14 protein-coding genes are annotated in these 19193 nt (G+C 35.2%); 12 read left to right on the forward strand and 2 right to left on the reverse strand.

The window, feature by feature from the left end; translation table 11 throughout:
* Positions 1–4 precede the first annotated feature (4 nt).
* From mukE to ACSYSW_RS03780, 11 genes are all read left to right on the forward strand, one after another.
* On the forward strand, positions 5–727 hold the full coding sequence (mukE, locus tag ACSYSW_RS03730) for a chromosome partition protein MukE (protein WP_491706101.1): 723 nt from the start codon (positions 5–7) through the stop codon (positions 725–727).
* A 2-nt stretch (positions 728–729) separates the two neighbouring features.
* Positions 730–5148, forward strand: coding sequence for a chromosome partition protein MukB (gene mukB, locus ACSYSW_RS03735; protein ID WP_491704633.1), 4419 nt, complete (start codon positions 730–732; stop codon positions 5146–5148).
* Positions 5149–5672: 524 nt separating this feature from the next.
* A complete protein-coding gene (locus tag ACSYSW_RS03740; RefSeq protein ID WP_491706300.1) occupies positions 5673–7946 on the forward strand; it encodes an aconitate hydratase in 2274 nt (757 codons plus the stop codon).
* The gene (icd, locus tag ACSYSW_RS03745; protein ID WP_491704631.1) at positions 7936–9213 is read left to right on the forward strand and encodes an NADP-dependent isocitrate dehydrogenase; all 1278 of its coding nucleotides are present in this window, start codon (positions 7936–7938) and stop codon (positions 9211–9213) included. Before ACSYSW_RS03740 ends, icd begins: the two co-directional genes overlap by 11 nt.
* Before the next feature lie 168 nt (positions 9214–9381).
* Entirely contained in the window at positions 9382–10029 is a 648-nt protein-coding gene (locus tag ACSYSW_RS03750) for a nitroreductase family protein (RefSeq protein ID WP_491704630.1), read from the forward strand.
* Positions 10030–10248: 219 nt separating this feature from the next.
* On the forward strand, positions 10249–11406 hold the full coding sequence (locus tag ACSYSW_RS03755; protein WP_491706301.1) for an FTR1 family iron permease: 1158 nt from the start codon (positions 10249–10251) through the stop codon (positions 11404–11406).
* Between the two features lie 11 nt (positions 11407–11417).
* Entirely contained in the window at positions 11418–11984 is a 567-nt protein-coding gene (locus ACSYSW_RS03760; protein WP_491704628.1) for an iron transporter, read from the forward strand.
* Between the two features lie 83 nt (positions 11985–12067).
* Positions 12068–13318 carry a Fe-S-containing protein gene (locus ACSYSW_RS03765; protein ID WP_491704627.1) on the forward strand — a complete coding sequence of 417 codons (1251 nt, stop codon included), beginning with the start codon at positions 12068–12070 and terminating at the stop codon, positions 13316–13318.
* Between the two features lie 98 nt (positions 13319–13416).
* Entirely contained in the window at positions 13417–14703 is a 1287-nt protein-coding gene (locus tag ACSYSW_RS03770) for an ABC transporter permease (RefSeq protein WP_491704626.1), read from the forward strand.
* A gap of 35 nt (positions 14704–14738) precedes the next feature.
* Positions 14739–15884, forward strand: coding sequence for an ABC transporter permease (locus ACSYSW_RS03775; RefSeq protein WP_491704625.1), 1146 nt, complete (start codon positions 14739–14741; stop codon positions 15882–15884).
* Between the two features lie 10 nt (positions 15885–15894).
* Positions 15895–16554 (forward strand): ABC transporter ATP-binding protein, encoded by a 660-nt coding sequence (locus ACSYSW_RS03780; RefSeq protein WP_491706302.1) that lies wholly within the window; start codon positions 15895–15897, stop codon positions 16552–16554.
* Between the two features lie 81 nt (positions 16555–16635).
* Here ACSYSW_RS03780 and ACSYSW_RS03785 read toward each other — a convergent pair whose 3' ends face one another.
* Both ACSYSW_RS03785 and galE read right to left on the reverse strand, forming a co-directional pair.
* Positions 16636–17223 (reverse strand): Maf family protein, encoded by a 588-nt coding sequence (locus tag ACSYSW_RS03785; protein ID WP_491706323.1) that lies wholly within the window; start codon positions 17221–17223, stop codon positions 16636–16638.
* Between the two features lie 133 nt (positions 17224–17356).
* A complete protein-coding gene (gene galE / locus ACSYSW_RS03790) occupies positions 17357–18376 on the reverse strand; it encodes a UDP-glucose 4-epimerase GalE (RefSeq protein ID WP_491706303.1) in 1020 nt (339 codons plus the stop codon).
* A gap of 371 nt (positions 18377–18747) precedes the next feature.
* On the opposite strand from galE, the gene msrB reads away from it, so the two are divergent.
* On the forward strand, positions 18748–19185 hold the full coding sequence (gene msrB / locus ACSYSW_RS03795) for a peptide-methionine (R)-S-oxide reductase MsrB (RefSeq protein WP_491704622.1): 438 nt from the start codon (positions 18748–18750) through the stop codon (positions 19183–19185).
* The last annotated feature ends 8 nt before the right edge of the window (positions 19186–19193 follow it).

Raw genomic sequence — 19193 nt, forward strand, 5'->3', positions numbered from 1 at the left:
CCAAATATCGCAAGATTCACTTGATAAATATATGCCGGTAAAACTTGCAAAAGCAATCGCAAATCCACGATTTCCTGAATTAGATAGCCAATTAAGATCAGGACGACATATTGGCATGGATGAGCTTGATAATCATGCGTTTTTGATGGATTTTCAACCTGAGCTTGAACAATTTTACCAGCGTTATAATGTGGAATTAATCCGAGCACCGGAAGGGTTTTTTTATTTACGACCAAGATCAACGACGTTAATTTTACGTTCTGTATTATCTGAACTTGATATGCTTGTTGGCAAAGTCTTATGTTATCTGTATTTAAGTCCTGAACGTTTGGCGCATGAAGGTATATTTACTGTACAAGAATTATTTGATGAGCTGGTTTCGCTCGCTGACGAACCTAAATTATTAAAATTGATTAATCAACGCTCAACAGGTTCAGATTTAGATAGGCAAAAACTATTTGATAAAGTAAAAACAAGCTTAAATCGATTACGAAAATTGGGTATGCTTATCTTTATTGTTGGCAATGATAGTTCGCGTTTTCGCATTAATGAGGCGATTTTTCGATTTGGTGCTGATGTTCGTAATAGTGATGATGCCAAAGAAGCGCAATTACGGTTAATCCGTGATGGTGAAGCCATTAGCCTTGAAACGGCTCTTGATCTTTCCGATAATGAATTAAATAAAGACAATCAAGATGATGAAGAAGTTAATGAGGAGCTTGAATAACGATGATTGGACACGGTAAATTTCACTCATTAACGCTAATAAACTGGAACGGTTTTTTTGCACGTACGTTTGAATTAGATGAATTAGTGACGACTCTTTCTGGTGGTAATGGCGCGGGCAAATCAACAACGATGGCAGCATTTGTCACAGCACTGATCCCTGATTTAACCTTATTACATTTTCGTAACACAACAGAAGCAGGCGCAACGTCCGGCTCACGCGATAAAGGTTTACATGGTAAATTAAAACCAGGCGTCTGTTATTCTATGTTAGACGTACTTAATTCACGCAATCAACGTATTTTATGTGGCGTACGACTCCAACAAGTCGCAGGGCGTGATAAAAAAGTTGATATTAAACCATTTTTAATTCAAGGATTGCCGATCGAAATTCAACCCACTGAACTTGTTACTGAGCGGGTAAACGATAGACAAGCGAGAGTTATTTCACTTATCGAATTAAAAGATAAACTTGAACAATTAGAAAGCGTTATTTTTAAACAATTCAATTCGATAACAGATTATCATTCAGTCATGTTTGATTTTGGTTTATTACCTAAACGATTGCGAACCTCTGCTGATCGCGGTAAATATTATCGATTAATTGAAGCTTCTCTTTATGGGGGCATTTCAAGTGCGATAACGCGATCTTTACGCGATTACCTATTACCGGAAAATAGCGGAGTACGTAAAGCTTTTCAAGATATGGAAGCCGCATTACGTGAAAACCGAATGACCTTAGAAGCCATCCGTGTAACGCAATCAGATCGCGATATGTTTAAACATTTAATCACTGAATCAACCGATTATGTTGCCTCAGATTATATGCGCCACGCTAATGAAAGACGTATGCATATTGAATCGATGTTAAATTTACGGCGCGATTTATTTACGTTACAGAATCAACAAATTGATATTACTTCTCGTCATATGGAAATGGAAAACGAGATCAATGAACAGAAAATTGCGCAAAACGATTTAGAAACCAATTTACAAGCAGCAAATACGCATCTTAATTTAGTACAAGCTGCTTTACGCCAACAAGAAAAAATTGATCGTTATCAAGCTGATATTGAGGAATTAAAGTTAAAACTGGAAGAGCAGCAAGAAGTTGTCATTGAATCTAATGAACTATATCAAACTTATCGCGATAAAGTCAGCGAAAGCGAGCAAGAAGTTGATGAAATTAAAACGCAATTAGCGGATTATCAACAAGCATTAGGTGTTTCGCAAACGCGTGCTATTCAATATCAGCAAGCTTTACAAGCATTAGCAGAAGCTAAATCATTATGTGAATTGCCAGAGCTAACACTTGAAAATATTGAGCAAACGTATGCAAATTTCGCACATAAACAGCAACAAATTACCGAACAAGTCTTATTATTAGAACAAAAAGTTAGTGTTGCAGATGCGGCTGTTAATCAATTTGATCGTGCTTATGAGTTAGTCGTTAAATTAGTTGCAGATGTAACTCGTAGCGAAGCATGGCAAACGGCGAAAGAGGTATTACGCAATTGGGCGTCCCAATGCTATCTCGCCGATCAAAATGAACAATTACAGCTACAATTTGAGGAGCTCGAACACCGATTTTTTGAACAAAAAGAAGCCGAAAGTTTATTACAGCAATTTTGTAAGCGTTTAGGTCGCATTGTATCTTATGATGAATTAGATGAATTACAACACGAACTGGAAACAAAGCTTGATGAAAATGATGAATTGGCTAATCAATCAAGCGAAAAACGTTTTGCATTAAGGCAAGAATTTGACAGTTTACAAAATAAAATTAATGAATATCGACAAAAAGCGCCGACATGGTTAAAAGCGCAAGATGCATTAATACAAATTCAGGAACAAACGCAAATACAGTTTACTGATAGCCAATCTTTAACTTTGCATATGCAAAAATTGCTAGAGCAAGAACGTATGCTTGGCGCAGAGCGTGATCAAATTCTGTTTAAACGTAATCAATTAGATAACCAAATTGAACGTTTAAATCAACCAAGCGGTGTCGACGATGGTCGTTTATCACTATTGGCTGAACGCTTTAATGGGGTCTTACTTTCCGAGATCTATGAAGATGTTACGATTGATGATGCTCCTTATTTTTCTGCTTTATACGGACCGTCAAGGCAAGCTATTGTTGTGCCAGATTTGGCGTTAGTTAAAGCGCAATTAGAAACATTAACGCAAAGTGAAGAAGATTATCCAGAAGATATTTACTTTATTGAAGGGGATCCTTCGTCGTTTGATGACAGTGTATTTGACTGTGAAGAATTAAATAAGGCGGTGTTAGTTAAAACTGGTGATAGACAATGGCGTTTTTCGAGTTTCCCAACCGTACCTTTATTTGGGCGTGCAGCACGTGAGCAGCATTTAGATAAGTTAATACATGAAAGAGATGAACTTGCTGAAAAATATGCTGTTATATCGTTTGACTTACAAAAACTGCAACGCATTCAGCAGAATTTAAGCCAATTTATTGGTCAATATCTTGCCATTGCCTTTGAGATAGATCCTGAAGCAGAATCACAAAAATTGGGGCAACGTCGTATCGAAATAGAGCGCCAATTAACAGCACAGGAAAGTATCGATAAACAACATCAACAGCAAGTTGCTAATTGTAAAGAACAACTCAATCAAATTAATAAATTAATCTCGCAAATACATTTATTAGCAGATGAAGATTTAGCTGATCGTGTTGATGATATGCGCGAACAGTTATTAAATGCACAAGCTGCTTTACAATATGTCAATCAGAATAAGCATATTATTAACGAATTAGAGCCACAAATTCCGATTTTACAAAGCGACCCACAGCAAAGTGAAACCTTGCTAAAAGAGTATCAACAGATAAAATCTTCACAACAAACCATTAATAAACAAGTATTTGCTTTAAAAGAAGTGATGCAGCGGCGTCAACATTTTACTTATGATGATGCAATTGCTATGGCAAATAATGACGGTGATCTAAACGAAAGCTTACGTGCACGTTTAGAAGTTGCAGAAAGGCAACGTGCTGATGTTCGCCAGCAAATGGAGCAATATCAAAATCAATATAATCAATGTAATCAACTTTTAGCCTCACTTAAAAGTGCCTATGAGACTAAATGCGGTGTGTTAAATGATGTTTACAAAGAAATAGAACAAATCGGGATTAAAGCCGATGCAATGAATGAAGAACGTGCGACCTTGTATCGCGATGAGCTTAATCACAAACTTAATCAAAATCGCCAACATTGTTCAACGCTCGAAAAGCAATTAATTATGTTCGAAAATGATATTTCACAAATGCAAAAACGTTTAGTGCAAACCTTACGCGACTATAAACAATTACGTGGGCAAGTTGTGCAAGCTAAAATGGGTTGGTGTTTAGTCTTGCGACTTGTGAAAGAAAATGGTGTTGAACGGCGTTTACATAGGCGTGAACTTGCTTATTTAGGTGCTGACGAATTACGCTCTATGTCCGATAAAGCGTTAGGATCGTTACGTTTAGCTGTCAATGATAACGAACATTTACGTGATGTTTTAAGACAATCAGAAGATCCAAAAAGACCGGAGAAGAAAATTCAATTTTATATTGCTGTTTATCAACATTTACGCGAACGTATCCGCCAAGATATTGTTAAAACAGATGATCCGATTGAAGCCATCGAACAAATGGAAATTGAATTATCTCGCTTAACCGAAGAACTTACCTCAAGGGAGCAACAGCTCGCTATTAGTTCAAAAAGTGTGGCTAATATTATTCGCAAAACTATCCAACGAGAACAAAATCGTATTCGTATGTTAAATCAAGGATTACAAGCGGTTAGTTTTGGACAGGTCAATGGAGTCCGATTAAACGTGAATGTCCGTGAAGCACATACGTCACTTTTAGCGGCGTTAGCCGATGAAAAAAGTGAACACCAAGATTTGTTTACTAATAATCGTATGACATTTTCAGAAGCTTTGGCAAAATTGTATCAACGTTTAAATCCGCATATTGATATGGGTCAACGTAGTGCGCAAAATATTGGTGAAGAATTACTTGATTACCGTAATTATTTAGAATTAGATATCGAAGTTAACCGCGGTGCCGATGGTTGGTTACGCGCTGAAAGTGGTGCATTATCAACAGGTGAAGCTATTGGTACAGGTATGTCTATATTATTAATGGTAATACAAAGCTGGGAAGAGGAATCCAAACGTTTACGTAATAAAGATATTATGCCTTGTCGATTACTCTTTTTAGATGAAGCTGCACGTTTAGACGCTAAATCCATTGCGACGTTATTTGAACTGTGCGAAAAGCTAGCAATGCAATTAATTATTGCTGCACCAGAAAATATTAGTCCTGAAAAAGGCACAACGTATAAATTAGTTCGAAAAGTGATGAATAATCAAGAGCATGTTCATGTAGTTGGTCTAAAAGGATTTGCATAATATTCAAATAGCTGTTTTTTATTAATTCCTAAATAATATCGATAATTATTTCTAAAGATATTATTTAGGATATTTTCTAAAGCCAATTGTCCACTTTTATTTCCTATTATTTAGTCCTCATTATTGATATCTAATAACTTGCTCTTATACATTGCCCTATCATTTATTAATTTTTTTAATAAGGATTCCAATTTGTTAAATTAATAATAATATACTAGTAACGATAAAAATTACGGTTCTTGCGTTCTTGTTAATATTATATTATTTATATCAATTGCTTAAATAATTTAATCATTGATAAAAGTCCTTTACTAAATGCTTTCAAAGGTAATTAATTAATTTGAAGAAATCATTAACCCCAAACTCGTAAAATAAAATTACTTTAATTTGCAATATCACGGAGTTAAAAAACATGATGAATTAACCGACTTAATTGAAGGTAATAGAAAATGTATTTTAATGTGATTTAAGTTAAGTAGTTTTATTCATACTAACTAACAATAAATGATAAAAGTGAGGTCAGCATGATTTTCGACTTAACATTAATTCAACAAATTTATAAAACTTATCCTGAAAAGCTTGCGGCTATCCGCCTAAAAATAACTTCCCCGCTAACGTTAACTGAAAAAATCTTATACAGCCATCTTGCTGATGGTGAAGAAATTCGCCATTACAAACGTGGTGAAGATTATGTAAATTTCATGCCGGATAGGGTTGCCATGCAAGATGCAACTGCGCAAATGGCTTTACTACAATTAATGAATTCAGGGCGAGATCGCGTTGCTGTACCATCAACTGTACACTGTGATCACCTTATTCAAGCATACAAAAATGGCTATGATGACGTTATTATGGCTGAAAAAAATAACCAAGAAGTTTACCAATTTTTGCGTGATGTGAGTAATAAATACGGAATTGGTTTTTGGAAACCTGATGCAGGTATTATTCATCAAGTATTACTTGAAAATTATGCTTTTCCTGGTGGTATGATGATAGGAACAGATTCACATACGCCAAATGCAGGTGGTTTATCAATGATAGCCATCGGTGTAGGGGGGGCTGATGCCGTTGATGTTATGTCCGGTATGCCTTTAGAGCTAAAAATGCCAAAAATTATTGGTGTAAAACTAACCGGACAATTATCGGGTTGGGTCTCAGCTAAAGATGTTATTTTAAAATTAGCAGGAATATTGACTGTTAAAGGCGGTACTAATTCCATCATTGAATATTTTGGTGAAGGCGCAGATAGTTTATCTGCAACCGGCAAAGCAACCATTTGTAATATGGGCGCGGAGGTTGGCGCTACCACGTCAATTTTTCCTTATAGTGCGAAAAGTGGCGATTATTTAGCAATGACGGGCAGACAGGCGATTAAAGAGATAGCCGATAAATTGACGGATATTTTTGTGGCTGATGCAAAAGTTATGCAAACCCCACAAGATTATTATGATCAATTTATTGAAATTAATTTAAGTGAATTAGAGCCTTATATTAATGGTCCATTTACTCCTGATTTAGCCTATCCTATTTCGCAATTTGCTAAAGCCATTAAAGAGCACAATTATCCCGACAATATGGAAGTTGGATTAATTGGTTCATGTACCAATTCCTCATACGAAGACATGATGCGAGCAGCGTCAATTATTGACAATGCGGATAAACAAGGTTTATCACTGCAGTCGAAATTATTAGTTAATCCTGGTTCCTTACAAGTTAAAGAAACGGCAAGTCGGGATGGTATTTTAGCTATTTTTGAAAAAGCAGGAGCAACAATTATGGCTAATGCTTGCGGACCTTGTATTGGTCAATGGCGGCGAGATGATGTCCAAGACGAACATAAAAATTCGATTGTCACCTCTTTTAATCGCAATTTTGCCAAACGTAATGATGGCAGCCCAAATACTTATGCTTTTATTAGTTCACCCGAAATTGTTGCCGCTTTGTCGGTAGCTGGACACTTAAGTTTTAACCCATTAACGGATTATTTGATTAATGCGCGTGGCGAAAAAGTAAAACTTGCTGAGCCAAAAGGGGATGAATTACCGAAAGAACAATTTACTGTTGAAGATATTGGTTATATCGAACCTGCTATAAATGGTCAAAACGAGACTATTTATATTAATCCTGAATCTAATCGCCTACAAAGATTGTTACCTTTTGAATCATGGAATGGGCAAGATATCATTGCTGAACCATTATTAATTAAAGCGGCAGGTAAATGTACGACCGATCATATTTCAATGGCGGGTAAATGGCTAACTTATCGGGGGCATTTGGATAATATTTCTAACAATATGTTAATCGGTGCAGTTAATGCGTTTAATCATAAAACAAATTGTGTTTTAGATGCAAAAACGGGTGAATATATTGAAGTGCCATCATTAGCACGAAAATTAAAAGCGTTAGGGGTAGGATCAATTGTTATCGCCGAAGAAAATTATGGTGAAGGATCCTCGCGCGAACATGCTGCAATGGAGCCTCGTTTTTTAAATGTAAAAGCCATTATTGTTAAATCATTTGCACGTATTCATGAAACCAATCTCAAAAAGCAAGGCATGCTTGCTTTAACGTTTGTCGATAAAAATGATTACGATAAAATTCGAGAAGATGATCATATTAGTATCACGGGATTAAATCATTTTGCACCTAAACATAATCTTACATTAACCTTGCATCACAGTGATGGTAGTGAAGAAAGTTTTGCCGTAGCACATACTTATAATGAAGCGCAGATTGAATGGTTTAAAGCGGGTAGTGCATTAAATAAATTAAAAGAAGGGATGAAAGATGATCAATGAAAAAAAGAGTCAGAAATTAACCATCGAAAACGGTCAATTAAGGGTACCTAATTATCCAATTATTCCTTTTGTTGAAGGTGATGGTGTGGGTAAAGAAATTTGGCAGTCGGCACGAGCAATATTTGATAAAGCTGTTGCTAAGGCTTATCAAGGTGAACGAAAAATCGATTTTCGTGAAGTCCTTGCTGGCGAAAAAGCTTATGAGAAAACCGGTTCGTGGTTGCCCGACGACACAATGTCTGCCTTTAAAGAATATTTAGTCGGAATTAAAGGTCCACTAACAACACCAGTTGGTGGCGGGATCCGATCTTTAAATGTTGCGTTACGCCAAGCACTTGATTTATATGTTTGCTTGCGCCCTGTAAGATGGTTCAAAGGCGTAGAATCGCCAATTAAAGCGCCAGATAAAGTAAATATGACGATATTTCGAGAAAATACCGAAGATATTTATGCCGGTATTGAATGGCAAGCTGGCTCGGCAGAGGCTAAAAAATTCTACCAATTTTTAGTTGATGATATGGATGTTAAAAAAATCAGATTTCCGATGACATCGGCATTTGGTGTTAAACCTGTATCAATTGAAGGAACTGAGCGCTTGGTTCGTGCTGCGATTATTTACGCACTTGAAAATAAATTACCGACAGTCACTTTAGTCCATAAAGGTAATATTATGAAATTCACGGAAGGGGGATTTAAAAAGTGGGGATATGAATTAGCTGAACGCGAGTTTACGAATAACGTTTTTACCATGCATCAATATGAGCAGATAAAACAGCAACACGATGAAAACGTAGCTAAAAATGCACTTAATCAAGCTAAAGAAGCGGGCAAACTTATCATTAATGATGTGATTTGTGATGCTTTTTTACAAAATACCTTATTAAAACCCCAAGATTATTCGGTTGTTGCAACGTTAAATCTTAATGGTGATTATATTTCGGATCAATTAGCTGCTATGGTTGGTGGCATTGGTATTGCACCTGGTGCAAATATCAATTATCAAAGTGGGCATGCGATTTTTGAAGCAACACATGGCACTGCGCCTGATATTGCAGGCACTAATATGGCAAATCCTTCTTCTTTAATTTTATCTGGTGCGATGATGTTTGATTATTTAGGCTGGCACGAAGTTAGCCAATTAATCATAAATGCTATGCAATTATTATTTCAAGAAGGGAAAGCAACCATCGATTTAAGTCGATTTATGGCACATGGCGTAGCTTTAACAACAAGTCAATTTACGCAAGCCATTCTCGAACGTTTATAAACCTCGAATCCACCCATTTTACAAGGGTGGATTTTCGCGTTATTTTTATGTAAAAATTATTATGATCGTATAAATAAATGATAATAATTATTATTTACTATTGTAGATTAAGTTTAATCCTCCTATGATGGTCTAATTGGATAATTTAAATACAATGTCGAGGTGATCATGTTAAATGGTGCGCGCAAAATCATCATTTCTATCATGTTTTTTATTTTTTCAAGTATTTCAATTTCTTCCTGTTTTGCAGATATTCAATTACCAGAGCCTCAAACCAATGATGGTATGGGACTTTTTTCAGCGCTAAAAAAACGTGCTTCAACGCCTGGCGGCGGTTTCCCCGTGGGTAACATTTCCTCTCAAGAATTATCTACCGTGCTTTGGTCAGCAACGGGCTTAAATCGGGGTAAATTAGGCTGGACTGTCCCTATGGTGCAAGGTAAAGCACCTTACATTAAAATTTATGTTGCCAATGAAAAAGGAGTTTATTTATATGATTGGCAAGATAATAATTTGCAAGAAATTTCATCTCATGATATTCGCGCTCTTATTGGTAAGCAAAGTTTTGTTAGCCGTGCTAGCAATATCTTAATTTTTGTCAAAGATGTTCACGAACTTAATAAGTTTACTGCTCAAGAAGCTGATAATTTTAGCTTTATTGCTGTTGGCGCAATGAGCCAAAATATTTATTTAGCCGCTGCCGCTTTGAAATTAAGTGTACGTTATATCCATTCTATTAACTCTGATGCGATTAAGCAAAATTTAGAGTTAACGGATGAAAACGAACCGCTTGGCGTAATGTTATTGGCTAAATAAACAAAATAAGGGGATATCGTGAAGCATTTTTTAGATGATCACTTTTTTTCTAATCTTTGTCGTTCTAAACTTTGTTATTTGAAACTTATTTTTTCAAAACCTGGTTTTGCAAAGCCCTGCTTTGCAATGGGTTCTTTTCGGTTTTGTTTTTTAAGACATCGACTTATTAGGTATTTCCTATCACTTTTCTTAATTATTACGACAAGTTTTTTTCTTTTTATGCCTTCGGCGCATGCTGTCGATAAAACATATGCTAGTTGGAATGCGATTGTTGATGAGATGGATGGCATTTTAAATAATGCTTATGATCTTTATTTTATGAAAGATAGTGACGCTGCTAAAGCACGCGTTAATGATGCTTATTTTGGCTTTTATGAAAAACACGGTGTTGAACGGGCGGTAATGTCTTATATTTCAGGAAAAAGAGGCACAGATACCGAATATCAATTTGCTAAAATTAAACGATATATGAGCGAAGGTAAACCGAATAAAATCGTACGCGCAGAAATTGATGTTATTTTAAAAATGTTACATGAAGATGCTAATGAATTAGACGGTAAAAAAGAGAATGGCTGGAGCGTTTTATTAGCCTCATTTATTATTATTTTCCGCGAAGGATTAGAAGCCATTTTAGTGATTGCTGCGATTTCAGCTTATCTATTTCGCTTGGGTAATCACACTCTTTTACGAACTGTATATTTAAGCGCCGTATTAGCTATATTTGCGAGTATAATTTTAGCCATTTTACTTAATACAGTCGTTAATTTAAGCGGTGCAAATCAAGAATTGATCGAAGGATTTGCAATGCTCCTTGCCACAGTGGTCTTATTTTTAATTAGCAATTGGATGTTTTCGAAAGCAGAAGCGCAAGCCTGGAAGCATTATGTTGAAGATAAAGTACAAGTCGCTATTAAAAAGGGCAGTGGATTCACACTAGGATTTGCTGCTTTTTTAGCAGTATTTCGTGAAGGTGCTGAAACCATTCTTTTTTATCAAGCCATGCTAGGCGAAGCGAGAGATCATATCGACATGATATGGTACGGTTTGGCAATTGGGATTATAGCCTTATCGATTATATTCCTTATTATTCGCTTTGGTAGCTTAAAATTACCATTAAAACCTTTTTTTATTGGCACAAGTTTTTTGATGTATATCATGGCTATTTCTTTTGCTGGGGGTGGTGTAAAAGAACTGCAAGAAGCCGATATTATTCCCGTTACTCCGATTGGATATGTTCATTCAATAGATATTTTAGGTGTCTATCCAACCATTGAGACATTGATTCCCCAAATAGTTTTACTTTTAATGGGAATTGTTGCCGTCATCTATTATAAATATTTTTTTAAAGTAAAACCGAACATCACTAATCTAAAATAGAGGAAGTTATTATGAAAAAACAGGTATTAACCGTTGCCATAACATCACTTTTGTTTGCCTCATCCATTGCGTTCGCCGCACCAGCGCCTGCACCGGGTATACAAAAAGGATTTGAAGAATATCCCTTAGGCGATGAAGTGACTAAAGGCCCTTTAAATATTTCCGCAGTCTATTTTCAACCTGTTGATATGGAGCCAGCGGGTATGGGTGGCTTAAGTGCAGCACAGTCAGATATTCATATTGAAGCCGATATTTCTGCAGCGCAAAATAATGATTTAGGTTATGGCGTAGGGAGTTTTGTCCCCTATTTAACCATTAAATATAAAATCCAAAAACAAGGTAGCAATAAAGTCATCGAAGGGAATTTTATGCCAATGAGTGCATCAGATGGTCCTCATTATGGTAATAACGTTAAGTTAGATGGTGCCGGAAATTATAAAGTGACCTTTATCATTGATAATCCTGAAAAACAAGGTTATTTATTACATGTTGATAAAGAAACCGGTGTTGATGGTCGTTATTGGACTAAACCGATAGAAGTTTCATGGGATTTTGACTACATTCCACGATCATGGTAAATTTGATTAATAATCAACGTGTTATATTTATTGACGAGTTTTTCTCGTCAATAAATTGAGTCAATATCAGCTAGGTGTTTGTTATGCTGCAATATCTTATTAAAGTTATCGATAATACCTTTGTCCCTATTATCATATTGGCAATGATTTGCGCATTGTTATCTCATTTTCAGGGATTTCAAGTTAAGAAAGTAAGTCGTCTTGGTTGTTTAATCGGCTTACTTGTGGCTGCGATTTATAGTTTTTTAAAATTAAATACCGGCTACGCAGTTAGAGAATTTTATGATCTTCTTATATTAATTCCTCTTGTTGCTATTAGTTTATTATTCATCTTAAGTTATAGCCTACAAAAATTAATCTCAATTCGTTTAAATCACCGATTTATTATCATTTTATCGTTTTTCATTTTTGCTCTTATCAGCGCTCAATTTTTACCGAATTTATTACTTTATCCTTTTGAATTTAATGTTGGTATGGATTCGATTTTTAATAATGACTATCTTAATAAATGGTTAGGTTATTGGCTTGCGATAATTATTATTTTAGGTTTGGGATATTTAACTTACCGAATAGGCATAAAATTGCCACGAAATTTTATCTCTATCATAGTAAATATTTCGTTGCTAATTTATACCTTAGCCAATGCGATTAATATTTTGCAAATAGTGATTGTTAGGCGTTTTATCAAACCACAAAAATGGATGATCGATGGGGTTATTTATATATTAGATCATGTTAATTTATTTCATTTTATCTTTTTAGTGATCATCGTCATATTGGCTGTTTTGTTATTGATTAAGACACAGTTAACGCCATTAACGGGTACTAATCCTGCGCAAACTCGTTTATTGACCGCCCAAATTCGTAAAGATAAACGCAATTCGTTACTTCTTATTGCAGGTAGTGCGATTACGTTATACACGATAACACGTGCGCGTTATATCTTAGAGAAAGGTGTTACACTTACCCCCGCTGTCCCTGTAACCGTTAATGAAAATGGGCAAGTGATTATTGCTTTAGATGATGTTAATGATGGCAATTTACACCGTTATGGCTATACGGCCTCTGATGGTACGGTGGTTCGCTTTATTGTCATTAAAAAAAGTGATAATGCTTATGGAGTTGGATTAGATGCTTGTGATATTTGTGGTGCTGCGGGTTATTATCAGCGTGGTAAACAGGTCGTTTGTATAATGTGTGATGTGGTAATGAATATTGCAACTATTGGCTTTGCAGGCGGTTGCAATCCAGTACCATTAAAGCATGAAATTAGAGAAGGTAAATTAATTGTCAATTCTTCAAATCTTGAAGCAGAAAAAAATCGTTTTAAATAATGAGGTTGGCAATAACGATAGGGTAAATGTTATTTTATTGTTAAATGAAAATATGCCTAAAAACAAGCTCCACAAAAAACAATCTGAAGGTATTTGATATGTTTTTTAAAATGGTATTTAACGGCATCATCCGCCAAAAAAATAAATTATTTTTAATCGCATTAACTGTTGCTTTAGGTGTTTCGCTGGCAGCAGCTATGTTAAATGTAATGTTTGCTATTGGTGATAAAGTCAATCAAGAGTTAAAAGCTTATGGAGCAAATCTAAATATTGTGCCACGTAGCGCCGCATTATTGAATGATATGTATCAACTGAATAATAGTGAACAGGCGTTATCGTCCCCACTAATTAAAGAAGCTGATTTAGTAAAAATTAAAATGATTTTTTGGGCTTATAATATTGTTGATTTTACGCCATATTTAACGGTTCACGCGAATTATCAAGATAAGCCAATTAGTGTTGTAGGTACTTGGTTTAATAAACATCTTGTTATTCCTACTGGCGATAATGTCGATACTGGAATGCTTGCAATGAAATCATGGTGGACTATTGATGGCGATAAAATACATGATGATAATCCGCAAGAGGCAATGATTGGCGCAAATATAGCAGAGCAATTAGGGCTTAAAATAGGTGATGAAATAGCATTATCTTCAAATCAGCACCCCGAAAAAATAACATTGCGAGTACATAATATTTTTCATTCTGGCGACGCTGATGATTCGAAAATATTCGTTACTTTACCTATCGCACAAAGTTTGGCTAATAAAGCTGGGCTAGTTGAACGCGTTGAAGTTAGTGCACTAACAACGCCTGAGAATGCACTAGCCCGCAAAGCGGCACAAGATCCCAACAGTTTAACGCGAAAAGAATGGGATACATGGTATTGCACAGCATATATTAGTTCAATTGCCTATCAATTAGAGGAATTAATGCCTGACGTTAAAGTAAAAGCGATCTTGCAAGTAGCTGATTCTGAAGGATCGATTTTAGATAAAACGCAATTATTAATGTTACTGTTAACTATTTTGTCGTTGGTTTGTTCAGCACTTGCGATTTCTAATTTAGTGACGGCGAATGTCATTGAACGCAGCAAAGAAATTGGTTTATTAAAAGCGTTGGGTGCGACAAGTTTTAGTGTATCGTTATTACTTTTTACCGAGATTTTTGTTGTTGCTTTATTGGGTGGATTTGTAGGTTATTTTTTAGGTCTTGGCTTTGCACAAATTATTGGTCGAAGTGTTTTTGGATCTTTTGTTGAACCAGAATTATTAATTATTCCGCTGATTTTTATGATGGTACTTGCAATCACGTTAGTTGGTAGTTTATCGGCCCTTAGATTAATGATTTTTTTACGGCCTAAAGATGTTTTACATGGTAGTTAAGTTTATACTTTCTATGACATTTATCTGGATAAGTTATGAGTTTAAATAAAAATTTTCTTTTTTTGCTTAACATCATTTTTAGCTCTTTAATCAGGCGTCGCTCAAGGATTGCGGTTGCATTATTAGGTGTGATTATTGGCGCAACGGTATTATTAGGTATGGTTACCCTTTGTTATGATATACCTCGGCAACTAGGTCAGGAATTTAGATCCTATGGAGCAAATTTATTATTAATGCCAAAAAGCAATCAATCTACTCTTAATTTAACGGATGTTGACGAAGCTATTTCATTAATTCCAAAAGATCAGTTATTAGGTGTGACACCTCTTCGTTATGATACGGTGCGCAGTGGTTTACAACCTTATACACTAGTTGCCACAAATTTTAAGCAAATCATTAAAACCAGTCCTTATTGGCATATTGAGGGGAATTACCCAACTAAAGCGCATGAAATTATGATTGGGACAGATATTGCCAGTTTTGCTAAATTATCAGTTGGCGACAAGATCCCTATTTCAGGCACAAATCTTAATGGTTCGCATTTTGAAGATGAGGGGATAATTGCAGGAATCGTGAAAACAGGACGAGCTGAAGATGGTTTTATGTTTATCGATCTCGATGAATATGCCCAATTAGCCGATGAGCCAGTACAAATAGATGTTGTCGAAGTTAGCGTTAATGCTAACGAAGCACAATTACAAAATTATATAACAAAAATTAACGAACAATCGACGAGTGTTAGTCCTGAGCCGATTAAATGGCTGATTCATTCTGAAAGTTCTGTATTAGGAAAATTATCTTCTTTATTGTATTTAGTGACATTTATTGTGCTTATTTTAACGATGATTTGTGTTGCAACCACCATGATGGCTGTTGTTATGGAACGTCGAAACGAAATTGGTCTCAAAAAAGCATTAGGTGCCGAAAATCATAATATTGCCAGTGAATTTTTGATTGAAGGTTCAATTATAGGTCTTGTTGGCGGTGTGATTGGGGCAATATGTGGACTTATCTTTGCAGAGCTAATTAGCACGGATGTTTTTGGTCGTAACATTCATATGCAATGGAATTTAATTCCTTTAACGATTATTTTATCGGTGCTTATCACTGTTATATCTTGTTTAATTCCCGTTAAACGAGCGATTGAAATTGAACCGGCACGAATTTTACGCGGTGAATAGGATTTTATTTATGAATATGCTTGAAGTTAAAAATGTTTCTAAAATTTATGGCTCATTAGCAGCTTTATCAGATATTAATCTAACCGTACCAGAAGGTAAATGGCTATCTATCATGGGACCTTCGGGAAGTGGTAAAAGTACATTAATGAACATTATAGGATGTATGGATAAACCCACTTCCGGCAGCGTGATATTAGATAATCAAGATATAACGCATTTATCCTCGGCACAATTAACTGAAATTCGTCGTGACAAAATTGGGCTTATCTTCCAACAATTTCATTTGATCCCTTATTTAACGGCATTAGAAAATGTAATGATTGCGCAATATTATCACAGTATGGTTGACGAAAAAGAAGCCATGCAAGCCTTAGCGCGTGTAGGATTAGCAAATAGAGCGAAGCATTTGCCAAGGCAATTATCCGGTGGTGAACAGCAGCGCGTATGTATCGCAAGGGCATTAATTAATTATCCTAAATTAATTTTAGCCGATGAACCAACCGGTAATTTAGATGAGGCAAATGAAGCATTAGTCATGAAATTATTACATGAATTACATGCTGAAGGCAGTACGATTATTGTTGTTACTCATTCACCGAAAGTCTCTAAACATGCCGATCAAACGGTTGTGCTTGAACACGGTAAAATTGCACAAGTAATTAATAATTAACAAATTACGTTATCAAATAACTAATTTTATGTTGTTTATTTTTATCTAAAGCGATAACTTATTTTTAATATCTAAAGATAACTATTTTTGCAACAAAGGATTATAGCCCATTGCTATCATTATTTGATTAAGTTTGATTAATGGCAAACCGACTAAACTATTAATATCGTCGCCTTCTAATTTTTGGAATAGGGTAATACCAAGCTCATCGCATTTAAAGCTGCCAGCGCAATGTAATGGTTGCTCTTTTTCGATATAAGCCATAATTTCTTCATCCGTAAGTTGCCTAAATGTTACAGAGAATGGCTCACACAAGGTTTTTATTTCTCCTGTTCGGCTATTAATGACAGTGAGACCTGTATAAAAATGCACGGTTTTACCCCGACTTTGTTGCAATTGTTTAAATGCATTTTCAAACGTTAAAGGTTTACCTATAATTTTGCCCTCTAAAACGCCCACTTGATCAGAGCCAATAATTAAACTATTAGGATGATTTTTTAACAAAGAGTGTGCTTTAGTAAGAGAAAGCCGTGTTACAAGCTCAGTTGCATTTTCATTGGGTAAAGGTGTTTCATCACATATAGGAGGGATACATTGAAATGGGATGGCTAATTTCTGTAATACTTTTTTACGTGAGATTGAGGTTGAGGCAAGAATGATGTTCATAATAATTCACTGTATGATAGCTTTTAATGGTATACATTTAGTAAGCAAATAAATAGTTAACTAGCTAAAAAATAAAGGGTAATTTACAAGACCAATAATTTGGTCTTGTCTAAATAAGCGAAATAAATACAAGTTATTAATCTTCAGGATAACCATTTGGATTTAGTGTTTGCCAGCGCCAAGTATCTTGTGCCATTTCATCTAACGTTAATTCCGTTTGCCAATTGAGCTCTTGTTTTGCTTTAGTAGCATCCGCCCAAAAAGCGGCAAGATCGCCTTCGCGCCGTTGTACGATTTGATAGGAAATATTTTTTTGGCAAGCTTTTTCAAAGGCGCTGACAACATCTAGTACACTATTTGCTTGTCCAGAGCCTAAATTATAAACATGAATACCTGAGTGGTTGATATTTTTTAACGCGGCAACATGTCCTTTTGCTAAATCTTCAATATGAATATAATCACGTAAACAAGTCCCATCTGGCGTTGGATAATTATCACCATAAATAGATAAAAATGGTCTTTTACCAATAGCGACTTGTGAAATATAAGGCATAAGATTATTTGGAATACCTTGCGGATCTTCCCCCATTAATCCAGAAGGATGAGCGCCGATAGGATTAAAATAGCGTAAAAATGTCATACTCCATGAAGGTGCCGATTTTTGTAAATCTTCATAACATCTTTCTACCATAAATTTACTCCAACCATAAGGGCTCGTGATTTGCCCGGTTGGATAAGATTCGAGATAAGGAATAGGGTTTTGCTCACCATAAACCGTTGCAGATGAACTAAATATTAAATTAGTGATCTCAAATTGTTGCATAACTTCAGCTAAACAAATTGCACCATAAACATTATTATCATAATAACTCAGTGGAATTTTGACTGATTCACCTACCGCTTTTAAGGCAGCAAAATGAATAACGGCATCAATTTTGTGTGATTTAAAAATGGTTGCTAGCAAATCTTTATCACGAATATCACCTTGATAAAAAGTCGGTTTTTTTCCGGTAATGGCAAGAATACGATCAAGAACAGTTTTTTTACTATTGTAGAGATTATCAATAATAATTGGATTATAATTAGCTTCGATTAATTTAACACAAGTATGGCTACCTATATACCCTAAGCCACCCGTTACTAAAATATTTTGCATATCATCACCTTATCCTTGTTAATGAATTTATTATTATAACGAGGTATCCCTTTTCCTCAAGGGGATTTTGTGGAATTGATGAGTCATTAAAAAATCAATCAAACAACGTATAAATGAATATTATTCTAGTACGATTTGAATTTCTATATAATAAAATTCACACGATATATTTTATTCTCAAAATAAGCATTAATAATTATTTATACAAGTAAAACAATTACTTAAGTATTAAAATGCAGTATGATAGTAAATATATGTTCAACGCTTTTAAAAAGCGTTTATGCTAAAAGTCATCATGGCAAATCTGTGTATTTTGTGTTTATTATTTATTAATCATCTTCTAAAAAATTATTATTGTTAAAGAGGTCTGTATGAAAAATGAGGCAAAACGACAAGCAATCGATTCATTGACACCAATGCAATATCACGTCACGCAAGAAAATGGTACTGAGCCACCGTTTAAAAATGAGTTTTATGACAATAAAAAAGAAGGTATTTATGTCGATGTGGTATCGGGCGTGCCGCTTTTTAGTTCTAAAGATAAATTTGATTCTGGCTGTGGCTGGCCGAGTTTTACCAAACCTGTCGATACGCAAAAAATCACAGCGAAAGAAGATAATAGTCATGGTATGAAACGTATCGAGATACGTTCAACTGATGCGGATTCTCATTTAGGTCATGTTTTTAATGATGGTCCAAAAGACTTAGGCGGATTACGTTATTGTATTAATTCGGCTTCATTACGTTTTATCCCTAAAGATAAACTTGTTGAAGAAGGTTATGGAGATTATTTAGGGTTGTTTGAATAAGTCGTAAA

This window comes from Gilliamella sp. ESL1225 (assembly GCF_058502635.1).

Excerpts from the sequence above, each read along its gene's own strand:
- mukB (WP_491704633.1), top strand. The coding sequence starts at position 730 with ATGATTGGACACGGTAAATTTCACTCATTAACGCTAATAAACTGGAAC.
- ACSYSW_RS03740 (WP_491706300.1), top strand. The coding sequence starts at position 5,673 with ATGATTTTCGACTTAACATTAATTCAACAAATTTATAAAACTTATCCT.
- icd (WP_491704631.1), top strand. The coding sequence starts at position 7,936 with ATGATCAATGAAAAAAAGAGTCAGAAATTAACCATCGAAAACGGTCAA.
- ACSYSW_RS03750 (WP_491704630.1), top strand. The coding sequence starts at position 9,382 with ATGTTAAATGGTGCGCGCAAAATCATCATTTCTATCATGTTTTTTATT.
- ACSYSW_RS03755 (WP_491706301.1), top strand. The coding sequence starts at position 10,249 with ATGCCTTCGGCGCATGCTGTCGATAAAACATATGCTAGTTGGAATGCG.
- ACSYSW_RS03760 (WP_491704628.1), top strand. The coding sequence starts at position 11,418 with ATGAAAAAACAGGTATTAACCGTTGCCATAACATCACTTTTGTTTGCC.
- ACSYSW_RS03765 (WP_491704627.1), top strand. The coding sequence starts at position 12,068 with ATGCTGCAATATCTTATTAAAGTTATCGATAATACCTTTGTCCCTATT.
- ACSYSW_RS03770 (WP_491704626.1), top strand. The coding sequence starts at position 13,417 with ATGTTTTTTAAAATGGTATTTAACGGCATCATCCGCCAAAAAAATAAA.
- ACSYSW_RS03775 (WP_491704625.1), top strand. The coding sequence starts at position 14,739 with ATGAGTTTAAATAAAAATTTTCTTTTTTTGCTTAACATCATTTTTAGC.
- ACSYSW_RS03780 (WP_491706302.1), top strand. The coding sequence starts at position 15,895 with ATGAATATGCTTGAAGTTAAAAATGTTTCTAAAATTTATGGCTCATTA.
- galE (WP_491706303.1), bottom strand. The coding sequence starts at position 18,376 with ATGCAAAATATTTTAGTAACGGGTGGCTTAGGGTATATAGGTAGCCAT.
- msrB (WP_491704622.1), top strand. The coding sequence starts at position 18,748 with ATGAAAAATGAGGCAAAACGACAAGCAATCGATTCATTGACACCAATG.